This window comes from Streptomyces sp. CY-1 (assembly GCF_047218265.1).
GTDB classification, from domain to species: domain Bacteria; phylum Actinomycetota; class Actinomycetes; order Streptomycetales; family Streptomycetaceae; genus Streptomyces; species Streptomyces niphimycinicus.
This window is the reverse complement of the sequence record NZ_CP178393.1, coordinates 4,890,385-4,910,916: the sequence shown is the minus strand read 5'-3', so window position 1 is coordinate 4,910,916 and position 20,532 is coordinate 4,890,385. Positions and strand designations below refer to the sequence as shown.

Below are 20,532 nucleotides of genomic sequence, written 5' to 3'. Positions count from 1 at the left end.
GGGAGCCCACCCGGAATCGCCGGGAGGGCTCACAGTCGGGGTTGCCGGGCGGCTCACAGTCGGGATCGCCGGGGGGACCGTGGCCGGTCGCCGGGCGGGAGCCCACCCGGAATCGCCGGGCGGTTCACAGTCGGGGTCGCCGGGCGGTTCACAGTCGGGATCGCCGGGGGGACCGCGGCCGGTCGCCGGGCGGGAGCCCACCCCGGAATCGCCGGGTGGACCGCAGCCGGGGTCGCCGGGCGGCTCACGGCCGGGTTCGTGCGGCGGCTCGCAGCCGGAAGCGCCTGGCAGGGCACACCCGCCCCGCCTCGCGGGTCATAGCGGGATGCCTCGGGCGAGGAGGTCCAGGGCTCGGTCGATGGCAGTGGTCATGGCGTTCGCGCGGGTGGCGGTGGCCCTCGCCGTGCTCGTCGTGGTTGCCGTCGGCGGGTGGTGGTGGTCCAGGCAGTGGAAGACGGCTTCGCGTAGGGCGCCGAGGACGGCGCCCACCGCGACCCGTACCTCGAAGTCGTCCGGGGACCGGCCGCTGCGCTCGGCCAGTGCCTCGCCCAGCAGCGTGCCGCTGTCGGCCAGGCCGCCGCTCATCCGAGCGCGCAGCGCCGGGACCTGTCGTACGAGGGCGAGCCGGGCCAGCAGTTCCTCGCGCTCCGCGCCCGCCGCGGGCCCCAGCAGACCCACCACGGCATGGCGCAGGGAGGCGGTCGGGGGCTCGTCCCGGGGGCGCTCGCGGATCGCCTCCGCCATGAGCGCGTCGTACTCATCGGTGAGGACGATGTCCTCCTTGGCCGGGAAGTAGCGGAAGACGGTGCTGGTCGAGACGTCGGCGGCCGCCGCGATCCGGTCCACCGGAGTGGCCTCGTAGCCCTGCTCCGCGAAGAGCCGCAGGGCGGCGCGCCGGATCGCCTGCCGGGTCTTGATCTTCTTCCGTTCGCGCAGCCCGGGCCCGGTCCTGCGCTCCGGCTGTGACGCCTGTGACGCTTGTGACGGCTGTGATGTCGGTGGTGTGGCCTTGGGCATCTCAGGCGTGCTGATACGCCACCAGGGAGATGCCGACGTAGTGCACGACGAAGGCGGCCAGCGTGAAGCTGTGGAACACCTCGTGGAAGCCGAACCAGCGCGGCGAGGGGTTGGGGCGCTTGGTGCCGTAGATCACCGCGCCCACGCTGTAGAGCAGCCCGCCGACGACGATCAGCGTCATGACGGCGGCGCCGCCGGTGCGCAGGAAGTCGGGCAGGAAGAAGACGGCCGCCCAGCCCAGCGCGATGTAGCACGGGGTGTACAGCCAGCGCGGGGCGCCGACCCAGAAGACCCGGAAGGCGATTCCGGCGAGTGCCCCGGCCCACACCAGCCACAGCAGCAGTTGCTTCTTGCCGTGCGGCAGAAGCAGCATCGTGAAGGGCGTATACGTGCCCGCGATGATCAGGAAGATATTGGCGTGGTCCAGCCGCCGCAGCACCGCGGCGGTGCGCGGTCCCCAATTGCCGCGGTGGTAAAGCGCGCTGGTGCCGAACAGCGCACATGCGGTGAGCGTGAAGATGGCGCAGGCCAGCCGCCCGCGCGGACTGTCGGCGAGGGCCGTCAGTACCACCCCCGAGACCAGGACCGCGGGAAACATGCCGGCGTGCAGCCAGCCGCGGAGCATCGGCTTCAGGGGGAGCGGCGGGGCCGCTTGGGGCCCTGGAGGGTTCTCAACGGCGGCATCGGGCGCGGCGGCAGTCATGGCGCTCATGCTACCTACGCCCTACGCCACCGTAAGTTACCGGCCCATGTCGAGTGGTGATGGTCACCAAAGCGCCCACTGGACAGATGGCCCACACAGTCGGATGATCAAATGAGCGCGGTCGGCACCGGATGAGCTGAGCATCCGGGTCGCAGCCCCCAAGGGGTAGCTGTCTCCATAAACGGATATGAGTGCACATATCCGTCCAAAACCCTCAATCAAGACGCCGGAACGCGTGCGGTTCCGGCGGGATGGAGCGATCGTGGCGCCCAGCAATGTGGCTTCCTCCCTCACCACCACCCCGAGCCCCACGAACCACCAGGAGCTCGTCTCCTGGGTCGGCGAGATCGCCGCCCTCACCCAGCCCGATCGTGTGGTGTGGTGCGACGGCTCGGAGGCGGAGTACGACCGCCTGTGCGCGGAGCTCGTCGAAAAGGGCACCTTCAAACGCCTTGATTCGATCAAGCGCCCCAACTCGTACTACGCCGCATCCGATCCGAGCGATGTGGCGCGCGTCGAGGACCGTACGTTCATATGCTCCGAGAAGGAGGCGGACGCGGGCCCGACGAACCACTGGAAACACCCCGACGAGATGCGTGAGATCTTCGCCGGGGAGCAGGGCGTCTTCCGGGGCTCCATGCGTGGCCGGACCATGTACGTCGTGCCCTTCTGCATGGGCCCGCTCGGCTCGCCGCTCTCCGCGATCGGCGTCGAGATCACCGACTCCGCCTACGTCGCCGTCTCCATGCGCACCATGACCCGCATGGGACAGGAGGTCCTCGACGTCCTCGGGGACGAGGGCTTCTTCGTCAAGGCCGTCCACACCCTCGGCGCCCCGCTGGAGCCGGGCCAGGCCGACGTTCCCTGGCCGTGCAACTCGACCAAGTACATCTCGCACTTCCCCGAGGCGCGGGAGATCTGGTCCTACGGCTCCGGCTACGGCGGCAACGCCCTGCTCGGCAAGAAGTGCTACGCCCTGCGCATCGCCTCCGTGATGGCGCGGGACGAGGGCTGGCTCGCCGAGCACATGCTGATCCTCAAGCTCACCCCGCCGCGCGGCGAGTCGAAGTACGTGGCCGCGGCGTTCCCGAGCGCCTGTGGCAAGACCAACCTCGCGATGCTGGAGCCGACCATCCGGGGCTGGACGGTCGAGACGATCGGCGACGACATCGCCTGGATGCGGTTCGGCGAGGACGGCAGGCTGTACGCGATCAACCCCGAGGCGGGCTTCTTCGGCGTCGCGCCCGGCACCGGTGAGCACACCAACGCCAACGCGATGAAGACCCTGTGGGGGAACTCGGTCTTCACCAATGTCGCGCTCACCGACGACGGCGATGTGTGGTGGGAGGGCATGACCGAGGAGCCGCCCGCCCATCTGACCGACTGGAAGGGCAACGACTGGACCCCGGCGAGCGAGACGCCCGCGGCCCACCCCAACGCCCGCTTCACCGTGCCGGCCGGTCAGTGCCCGATCATCGCGCCCGAGTGGGAGGACCCCAAGGGCGTGCCGATCTCGGCGATCCTCTTCGGCGGCCGCCGGGCCAGCGCCGTTCCGCTGGTCACCGAGTCCTTCGACTGGCAGCACGGGGTCTTCCTCGGCGCCAACGTGGCGAGCGAGAAGACCGCCGCGGCCGAGGGCAAGGTCGGCGAGCTGCGCCGCGACCCGTTCGCCATGCTGCCCTTCTGCGGCTACAACATGGGCGACTACATGGCCCATTGGGTGAAGGTCGGCAAGAACGCGGACGCCGCCAAGCTGCCGAAGATCTACTACGTCAACTGGTTCCGCAAGGACGCCGACGGGCACTTCGTCTGGCCGGGCTTCGGCGAGAACAGCCGGGTGCTGAAGTGGATCGTCGACCGGCTGGACGGCAAGGCCGAGGGCGTGGAGAGCCCGATCGGGGTGCTGCCGACGCCCGAGGCGCTGGACACCGAAGGGCTGGACCTCGACGACGCCTCGCTCGACCTGCTGCTCACGGTCGACAAGGAGGTCTGGCGCGAGGAGGCCGGGCTGGTGCCCGACCACCTCAACACCTTCGGTGAGCACACGCCGAAGGAGATGTGGGACGAGTACCACGCGCTGGTCAAGCGCCTGGGCTGAGCACACCGCACGGCCCAAGGCCCAAAGATCAAGGCCCGAGGCCCGAGGCTCAAGGCCCAAGACTCAAAGCTCAAGGCCCAAGGCCCGGGGCCCGTACGCAGGTGCGGGCCCCGGGCCTTTTCCGCGGCCCCGGCCGCATGGTCCGCACCGGCCGTACCCGTACGGTCGCGTGTCGGCCTCGTCGAAGAGCGCGAGTCCGGCTACGCGTTGAGCCCCAGCGCCGCCGCGTGCGCCTCCAGCCGCTCGGCCGCCAGCGTCGAGGCCGCCGTGTCGTCACGGGATGTGGCCACGACCAGGGCCCATCCGGCCAGGGTGTGGGCGCGCTGGTGGAGGGCGGCGATATGTGCCGCGTCCGGCTCCGCCGTCGAGGGCGCCGCGCGCAGCGGGGCGTGGCCGTCGCGCAGGCGGGCGGCCTGCTCGGCGAGGCGCTGGGCGGCGTCGTCGAGGCCGGGGTGCGGGGTGTGGGCGCGCAGCTCGTCGGTCACGGTGAGCAGCGCGGTCAGATGTCCGGCCAGCCGGATGTCCAGCTCTTCCTCGCGGGTGCGGTGCGGGAAGTCGGGCGTGGGCTCGGCCATGCTGTGGACCGATTTGGTGCGGATCGGCTCGTACATGGATGGCCTCCAAGGGGTCAGGAGACCATCCTAACTTAGACTCTGTCTAAAGTTGAGCTGAGGCTAAAAAGTTCAGGGTTGGCCGTATCCGTCCAGGAAGTTCCCGATCCTGGTCACCGCGTCGGCCAGATCCTTCTTGGCGGGCAGCGTGACGATGCGGAAGTGATCCGGCTCCGGCCAGTTGAACCCCGTGCCGTGCACGATCATGATCTTCTCGGCCCGCAGCAGATCCAGCACCATCTGCCGATCGTCCTTGATCTTGTAGACCTTGGGGTCCAGCCTGGGGAACGCGTACAGCGCGCCCTTGGGCTTCACGCAGGTGACGCCCGGGATCTGGGTCAGCAGGTCGTACGCCGTGTCCCGCTGCTCCAGCAGCCGGCCGCCGGGGAGCACCAGGTCGTTGATCGACTGACGGCCGCCGAGCGCCGTGGCCACCGCGTGCTGTGCCGGCATATTGGCGCACAGCCGCATATTGGCCAGGATGGTCAGCCCCTCCAGATAGCTGGCGGCGTGCGCCTTGGGGCCGCAGACCGCGAGCCAGCCGCTGCGGTAGCCCGCCACCCGGTACGCCTTGGAGAGCCCGTTGAAGGTGAGGGTCAGCAGATCGGGGGCGACGGTGGTGGTCGGGGTGTGGGTGGCCCCGTCGTAGAGGATCTTGTCGTAGATCTCGTCGGAGCAGACGATCAGCCGATGGCGGCGGGCGATATCGGTGAGCCCGCGCAGCGTCTCCTCGCCGTAGACGGCACCCGTGGGGTTGTTGGGGTTGATGATGACGAGCGCCTTGGTGCGGTCGGTGACCTTGCGCTCGATGTCGGCGAGGTCCGGCAGCCAGTCCGACTGCTCATCGCAGCGGTAGTGGACGGCGGTGCCGCCGGCCAGTGAGACCGAGGCGGTCCACAGCGGATAGTCGGGGGCCGGGACGAGGACCTCGTCGCCGTCGTCGAGCAGCCCCTGCATCGACATCTGGATCAGCTCGGAGACGCCGTTGCCGAGGAAGATGTCCTCGACATCGAGGTCGATGCCCTGGGTCTGGTAGTGCTGCATCACCGCGCGCCGGGCGGACAGCAGCCCCTTGGCGTCGCCGTAGCCGTGGGCGTCGCCGAGGTTGCGGAGCATGTCCTCGAGGATCTCCGGGGGGCATTCGAAGCCGAAGGTCGCCGGATTGCCGGTATTCAGCTTGAGGATGCGGTGTCCTGCCGCCTCGAGTCGCATCGCCTCCTCGAGCACGGGGCCACGGATTTCGTAGCAGACGTTGGCGAGCTTCGTGGACTGGATCACCTGCATGTCGGCCACCATACGGCGGAGTATCCGGAGCCGCTCGGTGTTTTTCGCCACGTGGACGGTGCGCGGGCAGTGCGCGGACGGTGTGCGGGGGCGCCGTGGGGCGGGGTCCGCGACCCCGCGCGCCGTCCCCGGGCCACTCTCCGCGCCGGATAACGACTCTGTTTCCGGCGTTAATTTTCGCGAACGAGGGGTTGGCCCGAACGGGGGTCGTGGCTATCGTTCACGGACTTCACCCAATCGTTCGACTGAACGAATAAGGGAAGGGTGCCCCCGTTCATGTCCCCGTTCACGTCCGAGACCTCCCACCGAACCGCCCCCGCCGCGGCCGGGCTGCCACGGAGGTCGCTCCTCACCACCGCGGCGGCGATCGGCGGTGCGCTCGGCGGCTCCGCCCTGCTGAGCGGCTGCTCAGGAGCCGCCTCCGCGTCCCCGACGAGGGCCGTGCCCACCCGCGGCCCGGCCGGGCGGCCCGACCGCGGCGGCACCCTGCGCATCGCCCGGCCGCCCGCCTCCGACGCCGAGACCCTCGACCCCGCGAGCGCGCTCTCCGCGTACGAATACCTCGGCGCGCTCTACAACCGGCTGGTCCGGATCGGGCCCGACGGCACCGTCGCCCCCGACCTCGCCGAATCCTGGGAGCCCGACGCCAAGGCGACCACCTGGACCTTCCGGCTGCGCCGCGGCGTCACCTTCCACGACGGCCGCGCCTTCACCGCCGCCGACGCCGCCTACACCCTGCGCCACATCCTCGACACCGCGACCGCCTCCCCGCAGGCCCCCGTGCTGTCCCCGCTGGTCGACCCGGAGCGGCTGCGCACCCCCGACGCCCACACCCTCGTCGTCCCGCTGAAGAGCCCGCACGCCGAGTTCCCCAGCCTGCTCACCCACTACAACTGCTACGTCGTCCCGGACGGCAGCGCCCGCTCCATCGGCCGCACCGGCATCGGCACCGGCCCGTTCCGGCTCGAATCCTTCGCCGCCGCCGGGCCCGGCCGGGTCACCGCCTACCCGGACCACTGGGCCGGGCGCCCGGTCCTGGACGCCATCGACTTCTACTCCGTCGCCGATATGCAGGCCCGCTCGGGCGCCCTGCTCGCCGGACAGGTCGATCTGCTCTCCCAGACCAACCTCGACTTCGCCACCGCCCGGGTCATCGCCGCCTCCGACCGCGCCACCATCGCCCGCGCCGAGAACGCCCAGTGGTACGTGCTGCCGATGCTCACCACCGAGAAGCCCTTCACCGATGTGCGGGTGCGGCAGGCGATGAAGCTCGCCTACGACCCCGAGCACATCCTGAAGGCCGCCCTCCAGGGCGCGGGCACCGCGGGGTGGGACAACCCCGTCCCGCCGAACGACCCCGCCCACACCGCGGCCCACCCCGCCCACGACCCCGAGCAGGCCCGCCATCTGCTGAAGAAGGCCGGGCACGAGCGGCTGGCGGTGGACCTCTACACCTCCTCCTACGACCCGATCTTCACGCCCATGGCCCTCGCCTACCAGGAGTCGGCCGGGCGGGCCGGCATCCGGATCCGGGTCAAGACCGCGGCCGCCGATTCGTACTACACCCAGATCTGGATGAAGAAGCCGCTCATGGCCACCTACTGGTACACCGGGCGCCCCGTCGACCAGCTCCTCAACCAGGTCTTCCGCGGCGGCTCCTCGTACAACGAGACCGCCTGGGCCGACAAGGAGTTCGACGCGCTGCTCGACCGGGCCCGCCGGGAGACCGACGGAGGCCGCAGGCGCGAGCTGTACGGACAGGCGCAGACGCTCGTCGTCGAGCGGGGCGGGGCCATCACCCCGATGTTCGCCGACCGGCTCGTCGGGATCTCCCGGAAGGTGCGCGGCTACGCCGAGCACGGCTTCGAGTTCGACTACCTCGGCATCGGCCTGAAGGGGGCATGAGACGCATGCTCTCCTTCCTCGTCCGCCGCGTGGTCTCCGCGCTGGGCACCCTGCTGCTCTCCTCGGTCCTGGTCTTCCTGGCCGTCCAGGCGCTGCCCGGCGATGTCGCCACCCAGGTGCTCGGCCGGGACGCCACCCCCGACGCGGTCGCCGCGCTGCGCAAGCAGATGGGGCTCGACCAGCCCGCCTGGGAGCGCTACGGCCACTGGATCAACGGCGCCCTGCACGGCGACTTCGGCACCTCGCTGGTCACCACCAAACCGGTGGGCGGCGAGGTCGCCCAGTACCTCGGCAACTCCGCCCTCATCGCCGTCGTCACCATCCTCTTCGCGGTCACCGGCTCCCTCGTCCTCGGCATCGTCGCCGGGCTCTACCGCGACCGCTGGCCCGACCACCTGATCTCCACGGTCAGCCTGATCGGGATGAGCGTCCCCGAATTCGTCGTGGCCACCGTGCTGGTGCTCGCCTTCTCCGTCACCGTGCCGGTGCTGCCCGCCGTGGTGCTGTACGGACCGGGCGCCAGTACCGGGCAGTTGCTCCCGGCGGTCTGGCTGCCCGCCGCCTCGCTCGCGATCGTCATGGCCGCGTACATCGTGCGGATGGCCCGCACCTCGGTGATCGACGTCATGGCGAGCGAATACGTCACCACCGCCCGGCTCAAGGGCCTGTCCACCTGGCGGGTGGTCACCCGGCACGCGCTGCCCAGCGCCCTGCTGCCGACCCTCCATGTCATCGCGCTCAATGTGGCCTGGCTGGTCGGCGGCGTCGCCGTGGTCGAGAACGTCTTCAACTATCCCGGCATCGGCAAGCTGATGCTCTCCTCCGTCCAGAACCGCGACCTGCCCGTCATCCAGGCCATCGCCCTCATCAGCGCCGTCGTCTACGTCCTGTGCAACCTCGCCGCGGACCTCGGCTCCATGGCCCTCAATCCCAAGCTCCGCACCCGAGGAGGGAGGATCCGATGAGTTCGCTGGAAGACGCGATGAGCTCTCCGAAGGCGCCTGCGGGGGCGGCCCCGGCCGCCGCACCGCCCGCGCCCGTCCGGCCCGGTGTGGCCGCCCGCACCTGGCGCACCGTGCGCTCCTCCCGCCCCACCGCCATCGGGCTCGCGATCGTCGCCGTCCACCTCGTGGTCGCGCTGCTCGCCCCGCTGCTCACCCCGTACCACCCCACCACCGGCGACGCCTCGCACGCGCTGCTCGGGCCGGGCGCGGACCACTGGGCGGGCACCGACAGCTACGGGCGCGATGTGCTGACCCGGGTGCTGTACGGCGGGCGGTACGCGCTCGGCGTCTCCGTCACCGCGACCGTCCTCACCGTCGCCCTCGGCGCCGTCCTCGGCTGTGCGGCCGCCCTGCGCGGCGGCTGGCTGGACGATCTGCTGATGCGGGTCCTGGACGCGGTGCTGTCCATCCCGGCGATCCTCGTCCTGCTGGTGATCGTCACCGCGCTGGGCACCGGATCGGCGGTCATCGTGCTGGCCATCGCCGTCGTCTGCGTCCCCCAGGTGGTACGGGTCGTGCGCGGCGCCGCGCTCGCCGTCGTCCCCCAGGACTACGTCACCGCGGCGCGCGCCCGCGGCGAGAGCACCTGGGCGATCCTGCGCCGTGAGGTGCTGCCCAACATCACCGACGTGGTGTGCGTCGAGTTCGCGATGCGCGCCTCGTGGGTGGTGCTGCTGATCTCCTCGCTGTCCTTCCTGGGCTTCGGCGCGGACCCGCCCACCCCCGACTGGGGGCTGATGGTCGCGGAGAACCGCACCGCCATCACCGTCGTCCCGATGGCCAGCCTCGCGCCGATCATCGCCCTGGCCACGCTGGTGGTCGGGCTCAATCTCGCGGCCGACGGCCTGTCCAAGGCGTGGGGCGTGGACCGGATCCGGGAGGGCTCCTGATGACGGCCATCACTTCGGCGGAGGCGGCTGTTCCGGTGGAGGCGACGCCCATCGTCTCGGTGGACGCGCTGTCCGTGGCCTACCGGTCCGGTGGGTCCGGCGGGTCGGGCGGGCGCGAGGTGCCCGTCGTGGAAGAGGTGTCGCTGGAGGTCGCCCCCGGCCGGACGCTGGCCCTGGTCGGCGAGTCGGGCAGCGGCAAGTCGACGGTCGCCGCGACGCTGCTGGGGCATCTGCGACACGGATCGCGGCTGACCGGCGGACGGGTCACCGTCGAGGGGAGGGACGTCTTCGCGCTCTCCGCCCGGGAGTTGCGGCGGCTGCGCGGCGGTACGGTCGCGATGGTCTCCCAGAACGCGGGCCAGGCCCTGACGCCCAGCATGCGCATCGGACGGCAGATCGCGGAGGCGGGCGGCGAGGTGCCCGTCACGGATCTGCTGGAGCAGGTCAGACTGCCGCATCCGCGCGAACTCGCCCGCCGCTATCCGCATGAGCTCTCCGGCGGACAGCAGCAGCGCGTCGCCATCGCCATGGCCATCGCGGCCCGCCCCAAGGTGCTCGTCCTGGACGAGCCCACCACCGGCCTCGACGTGATCACCCAGCGCGGGGTGCTGGACCTGATCGGCACCCTGCGCGAGGAACTCGGCCTCGCCGCCGTCCTGGTCAGCCATGACCTCGGCGTGGTCGCGCACATGGCCGACGAGGTGTGCGTACTGCGCGCCGGACGAGTCGTCGAGGCCGCCCCCACCCGGCGCCTCTTCGCCGCCCCCGCCGACCCGTACACCCGCCGCCTGCTGGCCAGCGTCCCGCGCGTGGCGGACGCCGGGCTGGCGCTGGTGGGCGAGGACGGCACGCGCGAGATCCGCCCCCGGGCCGAGGTGCCCACGGACGCGGCCGAGGCGCTGGACGTACGGGAGGTGACGATCGACTACGGCTCCAGCCGCGCGGTGGACGGGGTCTCCTTCAGCGTGCGGAGGGGAGAGGTGCTGGCGCTGGTCGGCGAGTCGGGGAGTGGGAAGTCCACGATCGCGTGGTCGCTGGCGGGGCTGAGGGGGGCGTCGGGCGGGACGATGAGGGCTGCGTCGGGTGGTGTGCCGGGCGGTGCGCCCGGCGGCGGGTCGGTTGGTGCGCCCGGCGGCGGGTCGGTTGGCGCGTCAGACGGAACGCCCGGCGGTGCGTCCGGCGGTGATCTGGGTGCACCCGCGCGGCGGCGTCCGCTCGCCCTGCGCCGTACCGTCCAGCTCGTCTTCCAGAACGCGGACACCGCGCTCAATCCACGGCGTTCGGTGGGCGATGCGATACGGCGCCCCCTGCGCTTCTTCGGCGCGGCGGGGTCGCGGGGCGAGGCGGCCGCGCGGGCCCGGCAACTGATCGCCGACGTACGCCTCGACCCCGACTTCGCCGACCGGCTGCCCGCGCAACTCTCGGGCGGCCAGCGCCAGCGGATCGGGATCGCACGGGCGCTGGCGGGGGAGCCGGAGGTGCTGATCGCGGACGAGATCACGACGGCGCTGGACGTGTCCGTACAGGCGGATGTGTTGCGGCTGCTGGACGATCTGCGCCGCGAACGGGAGTTGGCGTGCGTGTTCATCAGCCACGACCTGGCGGTGGTGCGGGGGATCGCGGACCGGGTGGTGGTGCTGCGGCATGGGGTGGTGGTGGAGGAGGGGCCCACGGACGCGGTTTTTGTGGCGCCTGGCCACCCGTATACGCGGCAGTTGATGGCCGCGGCCCTCGAACCCGACCCGGACGCCGAAGCCGCCGTCGAGGCGGCCGACGCTTGGCAGGACGCCGCCGAGCCGGGGGCGGTGTGGGATGAGTTGGGCGGGGGCCATCGGGTACGCAGGTGGCGGCCGGCGGATGGCTAGCCCCCACCCCGCCCCTTCCCGATACCGGGGCCGGCCCCGGCCCCCGCGGGGGCTCCGCGCGGAGTGCGCCTGGCGGGTGCTGCCCCCTGAGGCATCGCCGCCGGGTGCGGACCGGTGGGCGGGTTGTGCCCACCCGTTCCGCCGGGGGGCACCTCCCAGCGGTAGCTGGGGGAGGAACGATTGCCCACAACCTGTAAGCCCCTCCGGCGATCGAGGAGCGGGGTCCGGGGCGGAGCCCCGGTTTCGGGAAGGGGCGGGGTGGGGGCTAGCCCGCCGCAGGCGCACCCCGGACCCGCACCCGCCCCCGCCCCGCAAATATCCCGCCCCCACCCCCAGACAACACCCCACCCCGTAAAGGGAGCAGCGTGAAGTACCGCGAGACGTTCCCCCGCACAGTGCGGACCGAGGACGTATGGATCCCCACCCGGGACGGGCAAACGCGGCTGCACGCCCGCATCTGGCGCCCAGCAGACGCCGAAACCGCCCCCGTCCCCGCCCTTCTCGAATACCTCCCGTACCGCAAGAGCGACTGGACCGCGCCCCGCGACGCCCAGCGCCACCCCTGGTACGCCGGGCACGGCTACGCCTCCGTACGAGTCGATCTGCGCGGCAGCGGCGACTCCGAGGGTGTGATGCTCGACGAGTACACCGCGACCGAGCTGGCCGACGGCGTAGACGTCGTCAACTGGCTCGCGGCGCAGCCCTGGTGCACCGGCAGGGTGGGGATGTTCGGGATCTCCTGGGGCGGGTTCAACTCCCTCCAGATCGCGGCCCTGCGCCCCGCCCCGCTGAAGGCGATCGTCACCGTCTGCTCCACCGACGACCGTTACGACAACGACGTCCACTACACCGGCGGCGCCGTCCTCGGCATCGACATGCTCGCCTGGGCCGGGACGATGCTGGCGTTCACCGCCCGCCCCCCGCACCCCACCTCCGTCGGCGAGGACCGCTGGCTGCCCATGTGGCGGGAGCGGCTCGACGCGCTCGAGCCGTATCTGCACACCTGGCTCGCCCACCAGGAGCGGGACGACTACTGGCGGCACGGCAGCGTCTGCGAGGACTACGGCGCGATCGAGGCCGCCGTGCTGGCGGTCGGCGGCTGGGCCGATCCGTACCGGGACACCGTGCTGCGCCTGCTGGAGCACCTCGACGCGCCCGTGCGCGGGCTCATCGGCCCCTGGTCGCACCAGTACCCGGACCGGGGGCTGCCGCCGGGCCCGGCGATCGGCTTCCTCCAGGAGACGCTGCGCTGGTGGGACCACTGGCTCAAGGACGAGCCCACCGGCGTGCTGGACGAGCCGCCGCTGCGCGCCTGGATCAACGACCCCGTACCGCCCGCCACCTCGTACGACATCATGCCCGGCCGCTGGGTCGGCGAGGACGCCTGGCCGTCGCCGTCCGTCACCTGGGACGAACGCCCCCTCGGCGGCCCCGCCGACGAGCCGGTGATCGTCCGCTCACCGCTGCACACCGGGCTGGACGCGGGCCGCTTCTTCCCCTTCGGCAACGCCACCGATCTGCCGCCCGACCAGCGCGAGGAGGACGGCCGCTCGGTCTGCTTCGACTCGGAGCCGTTGAAAGAGCGGGTCGAGATCCTGGGCCGTCCCCGCGTACGGCTACGCCTCGACAGCGCCACCCCGCGCGCCCACGTCATCGCCCGAGTCTGCGATGTGGCGCCCGACGGCTCCTCCACCCTCGTCACCCGTGGGGTGCTCAACCTCCTGTCGCGGAAGGGACGGGACAAGGCCGTGGAGTGGCGGCCGGGGCGCGAGGAGGACGTGGAGTTCGAGCTGAACGCCACCGGCTACGCCTTCCCGCCCGGCCACCGCATCAGGGTCGCCGTCTGCGACGCGTACTGGCCGTGGGTCTGGCCGCACGGCGAGCGCGGCCGGCTGACCGTACGGCCCGGGGACAGCGCCCTGCTGCTGCCCGTACGGGATCCGGGCGCCGACGCGGGCCGCCCGCCCATCGTCTTCGAGGAGCCCGAGCAGGCCGTACCGCTCGCCGTGACCGTCGACCCGCCCGCCGAACCACGCCCCGAGCGGACCATCACCCACGATGTGGCGACGGACGAATGGGTGCTGGACGTGGACCCGAACTACGGCGGCTCCCGCACCTATCCCGACGGACTCCGCTACGAGGAGAGCGCCCGCGAGACGTACCGCATCCGCTCCGACGATCCGCTCTCGGCCGTGGCAAGCTCTCGGTGGACCATCCGGCTGCGGCGCGGGGCCTGGGACGCGGAGGTCGTCACCGCCGTGGAACTGCGTGCCACGGCGGAGGAATTCATCATGGACAGCAGCATCGAGGCACGGGCGGACGGAGAGACAGTGGCTACGCGCGCATGGCACCACACCACGCCGAGGACATCCGCGTGACGTCCCCCGCCGAACGCCGCCCCCCGCGCCGCGCCGTCGACGCCTCCCGCCGCACCCGGCAGCCCACCGAGGTGCGCCGCCGCCTCATCGTGGAGGCCGCCGTTCCGCTCATCGCTGAGCGCGGCACCAAGGGGGTCGGGGTGCGCGAGGTGGCGGCCGCGGCCGAGGTCTCGGTCGGCACGGTCACGTACCACTTCGAGAGCGTGCAGGAAGTCCTCTCCGAGGCGATGGTGCTGCACATCGAGCGCTACTACGCCGCGTTGAGCGAGGCCGCCGCGAAGGCCACCAGCGGCGCGGAGGGGCTGCGACTGCTCATCGACGCGCTCTTCACGGACGACACGGACCAGCACTGGCGGATGTGGTTCGACTACTGGAACGCGGGCGAACGCGACGAGTCCTTCGCCCGTGGCCAGGCCGAGCGCTACGAGGCATGGCACGGCGAGATCCGGTCCCTGGTCGAACGGGGCCGGGACGAGGGCGACTTCGTCTGCGACGACCCGGCCGACTTCGCCCTCCGCTTCTCCGCCCTGGCCGACGGCCTGGCCCTGCGCCGCCTCCGCCAGGCCCCCGCCCTGACCGTGGCCGACGCCCGCCGCCACCTGCGCCGCTTCGTGACGGCGGAGCTGGAAGGCTGAAGGGGGAGGGCCCCGCTCCTCCCGACGGGAGGCGAACACAGCGGCGGTGGAGTCGCCGTAGGCAACTCCACCGCCGCGGTCGTGCGGGCGCTTACTGGTGGGCGCTGATCACACCGCCGGCGCTGAGCACGATGTACACGCCGTTGGCGTCCATCCCGTCATCGTGCCCGTTCGCCTCCAGCGTGCCGTCCACCGAGCCCTCGTTGCCGATGATGTCCGCGCGGAAGTGGGCGTCGCCGACCTTCGTGACCTTGGCCGTCCAGCCGCCCGCGAGCTTGAAGGTGCCCGGTCCGCTGTGCTCGCCGCCCATCCAGGAGTGGACCTCGCCGCCCAGCGTGAGCACGACGTACATGCCGTTGGCGTCGAGCCCGGCGTCGCGCTGGTTCGCCTCCAGCGTGGCCAGGACGGCACCATCGTTGATGATCTTGAGGCGGTAGTGCTGGGTGCCGAGCTTGTCGATCTTGGCCGTGCTGCCGTCCGCCAACTTCTGGCCGCCGGTCGAGGATGGCGCCTTGTCCGTATCGCCCGTCTTGGCGCCCGTCTTGGCGTCGGAACCCTGCGCTCCGGAGGAGGAGCCCCCGGTGCTGGACTCGGCGGAGGCCGCGGGCTTCTTCGTGCCGGTGTCCTCCGTGTCGTTGTTGCAGGCGGTCAGGCTGAGGCTGGCGGCTGCGATCAGGGCCGCGGCGGCGATGCGAATGGTGCGGCGACGAGCGGTGCGGACGGTGGTGTTGGCGTTCATGCCGGGTCCCCCCAGGGGCGGTCGGTGACGTTGTCCTCGGTACGTCACCCACTCTGGCCGGGGCCGCTACCGCAAGCCTGCCGCTCCGCTAACACCCCGCTAACACGGCCGTTAGCGGCGGAAGGCCGCCCGATTGCGCTGGCTAGCTCACGGCTTTGGCCGCGCGTACTTCGGCGAGCGCCTGCCGTGCCAGCGGGCCGAAGCCCTCGCTGTTGTCGGTGTCGATCCACTGGTCGTAGGCGATCTCCCAGACGAGCATGCCCAGTTTCGCGGCCACCCGCGCGGTCAGGCCCGGGACTCCGCGGCGGTTGAGGGCCTCGATCATCGAGGCGGTGAGGTCGATCCTTTTCAGGGCTTCGCGTTCACGCAGTTCCGTATGGGCGTTCAGTACGGCCTGGCGGCGGCCGCTGAACTCGCGGCGGTCGGCGGTGAAGAACGTCCGGCCGAGCGCATCGAGGGCGTCCGCCACCGCGTCGAGCGGCCCGGCCGCCGGCGGCGCCGAGGCGATCCCTTCGACGAGCAGACCGGTCACCGTGCCCTTGTCGAAGAGCACCTCGCGCTTGTCGGGGAAGTGCCGGAAGAACGTGCTCTTGGTGAGCCCCGCGCGCTCCGCGATCTCGATCACGGTCGTGTTCTCGTAGCCGTGCTCCTCGAAGAGGTCGAGGGCGGCGGCGGCGAGTCGTCCTGGTGCGTCGGGTTGCCAGCGAGCCATGGGAGCAGTGTACGGGACTTCGTCCCATCACTGGTGTACGGTCGATGGGACCAAGTCCCATCACTGGCCAGGAGAGGTCACCGATGAGCAGAGCTGTCCGTTACCGGCGATTTGGCGGTCCCGAAGTACTCGAACTTCAGGAGATACCCGAGCCGCACGCGGCACCGGACGAGGTTCGCGTCCGGGTCACGGCCGCCGGGCTGAATCCGATGGATTGGCAAATCACCACACAGCCCGACATGGCGGCACGGTTCGGCATCACCTTGCCGGCCGGGTTCGGCAGCGACTTCGCCGGAGTGGTGGACGAGGTGGGCGCCGAAGCCACGGGATTCGCGACCGGCGACCGGGTGTTCGGGGCCGCGATTGGCCGGTCCGTCGCCGATTTCGTGCTGGTCAAGACACCCGCGGCAACGCTATGGCCCACCCCGGAGGGCATCGGCGACGAGGTGGCGGGCACGCTTCCGGTGTCCGGTCTGACGGCCTCCGCCGCGCTCGCCGCGATCGGGCTCCGCACCGGGGACACCGTCCTGATCGGTGGGGCGGCGGGTGGCGTGGGCATCTTCGCCGTGCAGCTCGCGCAGCTCGCGGGTGCCCGGGTGCTCGGCACCGCCTCCGAGGGCACGTTCGGATTCCTGCGCGGGCTCGGCGCCGAACCCGTGGCGTACGGCCCTGGCCTGGCGGACCGGGTGCGGGCCCTGGCGCCCGAGGGGATCACCGCCGCGACCGACCTGTTCGGAAGGGAGGCGGCCGAGACCGCGCTCGAGCTCGGCGTGGCGCCCGAGCGGATCTCCGTCGTGGCCGACGGCCCCGCCCCGCCGCCCGGTGTGCGCAAGACGGGCGCCCTCGATGCGGGTCCGGGCGTCCTGGAGCGGATCGCCGACGCGATCCATTCCGGCGAGATCACGGTGCCGATCGCGGCGACCTTCCCGGTCGAGCGGATTCGCGAAGCCGTGACGACGCAGGCCCAGAGGCATGTTCACGGCAAAATCGTGGTCGCACTGTGAACCGGTACAAAGTCGCACTGTGAACCGGCACAAGGTGGTCACCGGGCGCCGAGGGGGTGCGGGCGTCCGCCGCCCCGCATCGCCATCTGCCCGAAAAGCGGTGGAGCCGCGCTCCCGTGTGCCGTTAGCGTGGTCTCGCCCATAGCCGCGCTGTCAAGGACGTGCCGTTGTACACCAAGTGAGATCCCCCAAGCGCTGATCCGTCGCGCGTCGCAGCAGGTGCGGCGTGCTGCTTTTCGCTGTGGTCTTCTCACTGGAAGCGGTTGACTCCATGTCCAAGAACTGGGCTGTCATGCCCATCTGCCTCCCGGCCAACGCCTGGTCCCTCGCGCGGTGCACCGGGTGCGGAGACACCACCGGGCTCGCCCCGATCGTCGTACGGCGCGATCGGCCGGCCTGGCAGTCGCCGTACGGCCCGCCGCCGCGGCGGTCGCATCGGGGGCGGTGGGTGCCGGTGCCGGGGGTGGTCGGGGCTCGGTCCGCTGTGCGGCGTGGGAATCTGTGCGGTCGGTGTGACTGATCGCCGAAGGCTCGCGTTGTCCGTCTGCGGAGAGCCTGGCTAGGCGCGCCGTATCGAACGCCCCGCGAGGACGTCCGTCCGCCGGCCGTTCTCGATGACGAAGCGGCCGTCGATGAGGACGTGGGGGATGCCGGTCGGCAGGGTGCGTGGGGTGTCGAAGGTCGAGCCCGCGGCCACCGTGTCCGGGTCGAAGAGGACGAGGTCGGCGCGGTAGCCCTCGTGGATCCGGCCGCGGTCGGGGAGGCGGAGGCGGGCCGCGGGGCGGGAGGTGAGGTGGGCGACGCACTCCTCCAGGGTGAGGACGCCCAGCTCGCGGACGTAGCGGCCGAGGTACTGCGGGAAGGTGCCGTACGCGCGGGGGTGGGGCTTGGCGCCCTGGAGGATGCCGTCGCTGCCGCCCGTGTGGACGGGGTGCTTCATGATCGCCTGGACGTTCTCCTCGTGCCCGACGTGCTGGAGGATCGTCGGGCCGAGGCGGTCGTCCAGGAGGAGGCGGCGGGCGGTGATCCAGGGGGCCTCGCCGCGTTCGCGGGCGCTCGCGGCGATGGTCCGGCCGACGTAGCCGGTGAGGGACGGGTCGTTCACGCCGGAGATCTCGATCGTGTCCCAGTCCATCGGTACGCCGTGGCAGCCGTCCGCCCCCTCCACCTCCATCACGTGGCGGATGCGCTCGGCGGTGGCGTCGTCGCGCAGCCGGGCGAGCGCCGCGTCGGGGCCGCCCTCGGCCGCCCAGCTCGGCATCATCGCGGCCAGCGTGGTGCAGCCCGGGAGGTAGGGGTAGGTGTCGAGGGTGATGTCGGCGCCGTCGGCGAGGGCGGTGTCGAGGAGGGTGAGGAGTTCGGGGGCGCGGCCCTTGTTGAGGCCGAAGTTCATGGTGGCGTGGGCGAGGTGGAGCGCGCAGCCGGCCTCGCGGGTGAGGGCCACCATCTCCTCGTACGCGCGCAGGGCACCGGCGCCGTAGGAGCGGTGGTGCGGGCAGTAGTAGCCGTCGTAGGCGGCCACGACCCGGCACAGCTCGGTGAGTTCGGCGTCGGAGGCGTACATCCCGGGGGTGTAGGTGAGGCCGGAGGAGAGGCCGACGGCGCCCTGCTGGAGCCCCTCCGCGACCAGCTCCTTCATCCGGGCGACCTCCGCCGGTGTCGCGTCGCGGTCCTCCCAGCCGACCGCGAGCATCCGTACGGTGCCCTGGGGGATGAGGTAGGCGGCGTTGACCGCGATGCCCTGGCCGTCGAAGCCGTGGTCCAGCCGGTCCAGGAACTCGCCGACGGTGCGCCAGGTGAAGTCGATGTCGGAGCCGTCGCCGTTCCAGCCCGTGATCGCCGTACGGATCTGGGCGAGGGTCTGGTCGTCCACGGGGGCGTAGGACAGGCCGTCCTGGCCGATGACTTCGAGGGTCACCCCTTGCGCGGCCTTCGCCGAGTGGTCGGGGTCGCGCAGCAGCGCCAGGTCGCTGTGCGCGTGCATGTCGATGAAGCCGGGGGAGAGGACGAGGCCGTCCGCGTCCACCGTGCGGGGGGCGGTGGGGCGCGGCCCGCCGCCGTCCTCACGGACGACGGCGGCGATCCGGCCGCCCTCCACGGCCACGTCGGCCCGGTAGGCGGCACCACCGGTGCCGTCGATGACACGTGCGTCGCGGATGACCAGGTCCATGGGTGCGTCTCCCTGTGCGCGGAGTGGGGCGGGGTCCCGGAGGGATCAGAAGAAGGTGCGGATGTAGTCCGTGACCGTGCCGTCCGCCTCCGCCACCGGAATGAGCTGCCACTTGTCGAAGCTGGTGCACGGATGCGAGAGCCCCAGGGCCACCCAGTCGCCGACCTCCAGCTCCGTGCCGTCCGCGATGCTGACCCAGGCGTGCTGGTCGGAGAGGGCCGTGATGGACAGGCCCGTGGCGGGGCGGGTGGCGCCGTCGCGGGCGGAGCGGATGAGCTGGGGTGCGGGCAGGTCGAGGTCGTACGCCGCGTCCCGCTTGCCCGCGTTCAGGAACGCCTGGCCGGGCTCGGGGCGGGAGACGACCTGGGCCCACAGGCGGAAGGCCGGGTGCAGCTCGCCCTCCTCCGGGACGCGGTTGAACGGGGTGATGTGTCGGTAGTGGCCGTCGTCGTGGGAGACGTACGCACCCGAGCGCAGCAGCTTCAGCACCGGCCGGGACAGCGTGGGCAGCTCCGCGAGGACATCCGCGACCGCGTCGAACCACGCGCTGCCGCCCGCGCTGACGACCACCTCGTCCACGCCCTCGAAGCGGCCCGCCGCGTCGAACTCAGCGGTCAGCGCGGTGAGCCGGCGCAGCCACGCCCGCACTCGCTCGCCGTCCGCCTTCGGCACCTCGGCCTCGTAGCCGGCCACGCCCACCAGCCGCAGGGTCCCGGTGGCCCCGACCGCGTCGGCGACCGCCCGGCACTCCGCCTCCGTACGGACCCCGGTGCGGGCTCCCTCGCCGCCGCCCAGCTCGACCACCACATCGACCGGGCGCCGCGCGCCCGCCTCCCGCAGGGCCGCGTCCATCAGCTCGACGCCGCGCACCGAGTCGACGTAGGCGATGAAGCGGAAATCGGGGTCGGCGTCGAGTTCGGCCGCGAGCCAGTGCAGGGCGGTGGCGTCGACGACCTCGTTGGCGAGGAAGATCCGCTGGATGCCGAAGGCCCGGTAGACCCGCACCTGGGTGGGGACGGCCGCGGTGATGCCCCAGGCCCCGTGGGCGAGCTGGCGCTCGAAGAGCTGGGGGGCCATGGAGGTCTTGCCGTGCGGGGCGAAGGCGAGGCCATGGGCGGCGGAGTAGCGCTCCATCGCCACCAGATTGTGCTCCAGCGCCTCGGCCGACAGGGCCAGCACCGGCGTGGTGAAGCCGCCGGTGAACAGGGAGCGCCGCTCGGCGGCCAGCTCGCCGACCGTAAGGCCCTCGGCGCTCGGAGGCAGCCCCTTGAAGCGGTGGTCCACGCGTTCCCGCGCGAGAGCCGTGAGAGCGGCGACGGCCTGGTCGCTGTGGTCGGTGGCCATGGAGGCGCCTCCATTACGGGTTCCGGTTGCAATCTCTGCAACGTTCATTGCGCATATCGCTGAGCGCTGTCTAACATCCCGCCCAGCACCGGGTCAACGGTGTGTGGCTGACCCCCCATCCGTCCATCCACGAGGAGCGAGACCAACCGTGTCCCCTCTCCCCAGCGTCGAGG

General features: G+C 71.8%; 16 protein-coding genes. 8 read left to right on the top strand and 8 right to left on the bottom strand.

The window, feature by feature from the left end:
• Window positions 1–315 precede the first annotated feature (315 nt).
• Both ACK1X7_RS20875 and trhA read right to left on the bottom strand, forming a co-directional pair.
• The gene (locus ACK1X7_RS20875; RefSeq protein ID WP_385143861.1) at window positions 316–1,017 is read right to left on the bottom strand and encodes a TetR/AcrR family transcriptional regulator; all 702 of its coding nucleotides are present in this window, start codon (window positions 1,015–1,017) and stop codon (window positions 316–318) included.
• 1 nt (window position 1,018) lies between these two features.
• Complete coding sequence (trhA, locus tag ACK1X7_RS20870; RefSeq protein WP_216343910.1) at window positions 1,019–1,729, bottom strand: PAQR family membrane homeostasis protein TrhA; 711 nt, start codon at window positions 1,727–1,729, stop codon at window positions 1,019–1,021.
• Window positions 1,730–1,982: 253 nt separating this feature from the next.
• Here trhA and ACK1X7_RS20865 point away from each other — a divergent pair, with 253 nt between their 5' ends.
• On the top strand, window positions 1,983–3,818 hold the full coding sequence (locus ACK1X7_RS20865; RefSeq protein ID WP_390792118.1) for a phosphoenolpyruvate carboxykinase (GTP): 1,836 nt from the start codon (window positions 1,983–1,985) through the stop codon (window positions 3,816–3,818).
• 200 nt (window positions 3,819–4,018) lie between these two features.
• On the opposite strand, the gene ACK1X7_RS20860 is transcribed toward ACK1X7_RS20865, so the two are convergent.
• Together ACK1X7_RS20860 and ACK1X7_RS20855 are read right to left on the bottom strand one after the other, a co-directional pair.
• Window positions 4,019–4,429 (bottom strand): hypothetical protein, encoded by a 411-nt coding sequence (locus ACK1X7_RS20860; protein WP_385143857.1) that lies wholly within the window; start codon window positions 4,427–4,429, stop codon window positions 4,019–4,021.
• 72 nt (window positions 4,430–4,501) lie between these two features.
• Window positions 4,502–5,713, bottom strand: coding sequence for a pyridoxal phosphate-dependent aminotransferase (locus ACK1X7_RS20855; RefSeq protein ID WP_382962399.1), 1,212 nt, complete (start codon window positions 5,711–5,713; stop codon window positions 4,502–4,504).
• A gap of 276 nt (window positions 5,714–5,989) precedes the next feature.
• On the opposite strand from ACK1X7_RS20855, the gene ACK1X7_RS20850 reads away from it, so the two are divergent.
• The 6 genes from ACK1X7_RS20850 to ACK1X7_RS20825 all read left to right on the top strand — a co-directional run bounded on the left by ACK1X7_RS20850 (window position 5,990) and on the right by ACK1X7_RS20825 (window position 14,390).
• Window positions 5,990–7,618: an ABC transporter substrate-binding protein gene (locus ACK1X7_RS20850; protein WP_413115498.1), complete on the top strand. Its 1,629-nt coding sequence runs from the start codon at window positions 5,990–5,992 to the stop codon at window positions 7,616–7,618.
• Between the two features lie 5 nt (window positions 7,619–7,623).
• On the top strand, window positions 7,624–8,583 hold the full coding sequence (locus ACK1X7_RS20845) for an ABC transporter permease (protein ID WP_385116560.1): 960 nt from the start codon (window positions 7,624–7,626) through the stop codon (window positions 8,581–8,583).
• 17 nt (window positions 8,584–8,600) lie between these two features.
• Window positions 8,601–9,512, top strand: a complete 912-nt coding sequence (locus ACK1X7_RS20840; RefSeq protein ID WP_385143884.1) for an ABC transporter permease — start codon at window positions 8,601–8,603, stop codon at window positions 9,510–9,512.
• Window positions 9,512–11,377 (top strand): ATP-binding cassette domain-containing protein, encoded by a 1,866-nt coding sequence (locus tag ACK1X7_RS20835; protein ID WP_390792117.1) that lies wholly within the window; start codon window positions 9,512–9,514, stop codon window positions 11,375–11,377. The genes ACK1X7_RS20840 and ACK1X7_RS20835 overlap by 1 nt, the downstream gene beginning before the upstream one ends.
• 365 nt (window positions 11,378–11,742) lie before the next feature.
• The gene (locus ACK1X7_RS20830; protein ID WP_413115497.1) at window positions 11,743–13,755 is read left to right on the top strand and encodes a CocE/NonD family hydrolase; all 2,013 of its coding nucleotides are present in this window, start codon (window positions 11,743–11,745) and stop codon (window positions 13,753–13,755) included.
• Entirely contained in the window at window positions 13,752–14,390 is a 639-nt protein-coding gene (locus ACK1X7_RS20825; protein WP_385143849.1) for a TetR/AcrR family transcriptional regulator, read from the top strand. The genes ACK1X7_RS20830 and ACK1X7_RS20825 overlap by 4 nt, the downstream gene beginning before the upstream one ends.
• 91 nt (window positions 14,391–14,481) lie before the next feature.
• On the opposite strand, the gene ACK1X7_RS20820 is transcribed toward ACK1X7_RS20825, so the two are convergent.
• Entirely contained in the window at window positions 14,482–15,129 is a 648-nt protein-coding gene (locus ACK1X7_RS20820; RefSeq protein WP_385143847.1) for a hypothetical protein, read from the bottom strand.
• 142 nt (window positions 15,130–15,271) lie between these two features.
• Window positions 15,272–15,841 carry a TetR/AcrR family transcriptional regulator gene (locus ACK1X7_RS20815; RefSeq protein ID WP_385143845.1) on the bottom strand — a complete coding sequence of 190 codons (570 nt, stop codon included), beginning with the start codon at window positions 15,839–15,841 and terminating at the stop codon, window positions 15,272–15,274.
• A gap of 83 nt (window positions 15,842–15,924) precedes the next feature.
• Here ACK1X7_RS20815 and ACK1X7_RS20810 point away from each other — a divergent pair, with 83 nt between their 5' ends.
• The gene (locus ACK1X7_RS20810; protein ID WP_398158221.1) at window positions 15,925–16,845 is read left to right on the top strand and encodes an NADP-dependent oxidoreductase; all 921 of its coding nucleotides are present in this window, start codon (window positions 15,925–15,927) and stop codon (window positions 16,843–16,845) included.
• 559 nt (window positions 16,846–17,404) lie between these two features.
• On the opposite strand, the gene ACK1X7_RS20805 is transcribed toward ACK1X7_RS20810, so the two are convergent.
• Both ACK1X7_RS20805 and ACK1X7_RS20800 read right to left on the bottom strand, forming a co-directional pair.
• Complete coding sequence (locus ACK1X7_RS20805) at window positions 17,405–19,015, bottom strand: N-acyl-D-amino-acid deacylase family protein (protein WP_385143841.1); 1,611 nt, start codon at window positions 19,013–19,015, stop codon at window positions 17,405–17,407.
• 45 nt (window positions 19,016–19,060) lie between these two features.
• Window positions 19,061–20,359, bottom strand: coding sequence for an amino acid deaminase (locus ACK1X7_RS20800; protein ID WP_385143839.1), 1,299 nt, complete (start codon window positions 20,357–20,359; stop codon window positions 19,061–19,063).
• Window positions 20,360–20,532 lie beyond the last annotated feature (173 nt).

Excerpts from the sequence above, each read along its gene's own strand:
- ACK1X7_RS20840 (WP_385143884.1), top strand. The coding sequence starts at position 8,601 with ATGAGCTCTCCGAAGGCGCCTGCGGGGGCGGCCCCGGCCGCCGCACCG.
- ACK1X7_RS20820 (WP_385143847.1), bottom strand. The coding sequence starts at position 15,129 with ATGAACGCCAACACCACCGTCCGCACCGCTCGTCGCCGCACCATTCGC.
- ACK1X7_RS20860 (WP_385143857.1), bottom strand. The coding sequence starts at position 4,429 with ATGTACGAGCCGATCCGCACCAAATCGGTCCACAGCATGGCCGAGCCC.
- ACK1X7_RS20805 (WP_385143841.1), bottom strand. The coding sequence starts at position 19,015 with ATGGACCTGGTCATCCGCGACGCACGTGTCATCGACGGCACCGGTGGT.
- trhA (WP_216343910.1), bottom strand. The coding sequence starts at position 1,729 with ATGAGCGCCATGACTGCCGCCGCGCCCGATGCCGCCGTTGAGAACCCT.
- ACK1X7_RS20850 (WP_413115498.1), top strand. The coding sequence starts at position 5,990 with ATGTCCCCGTTCACGTCCGAGACCTCCCACCGAACCGCCCCCGCCGCG.
- ACK1X7_RS20835 (WP_390792117.1), top strand. The coding sequence starts at position 9,512 with ATGACGGCCATCACTTCGGCGGAGGCGGCTGTTCCGGTGGAGGCGACG.
- ACK1X7_RS20810 (WP_398158221.1), top strand. The coding sequence starts at position 15,925 with ATGAGCAGAGCTGTCCGTTACCGGCGATTTGGCGGTCCCGAAGTACTC.
- ACK1X7_RS20845 (WP_385116560.1), top strand. The coding sequence starts at position 7,624 with ATGCTCTCCTTCCTCGTCCGCCGCGTGGTCTCCGCGCTGGGCACCCTG.
- ACK1X7_RS20855 (WP_382962399.1), bottom strand. The coding sequence starts at position 5,713 with ATGCAGGTGATCCAGTCCACGAAGCTCGCCAACGTCTGCTACGAAATC.
- ACK1X7_RS20875 (WP_385143861.1), bottom strand. The coding sequence starts at position 1,017 with ATGCCCAAGGCCACACCACCGACATCACAGCCGTCACAAGCGTCACAG.
- ACK1X7_RS20800 (WP_385143839.1), bottom strand. The coding sequence starts at position 20,359 with ATGGCCACCGACCACAGCGACCAGGCCGTCGCCGCTCTCACGGCTCTC.
- ACK1X7_RS20815 (WP_385143845.1), bottom strand. The coding sequence starts at position 15,841 with ATGGCTCGCTGGCAACCCGACGCACCAGGACGACTCGCCGCCGCCGCC.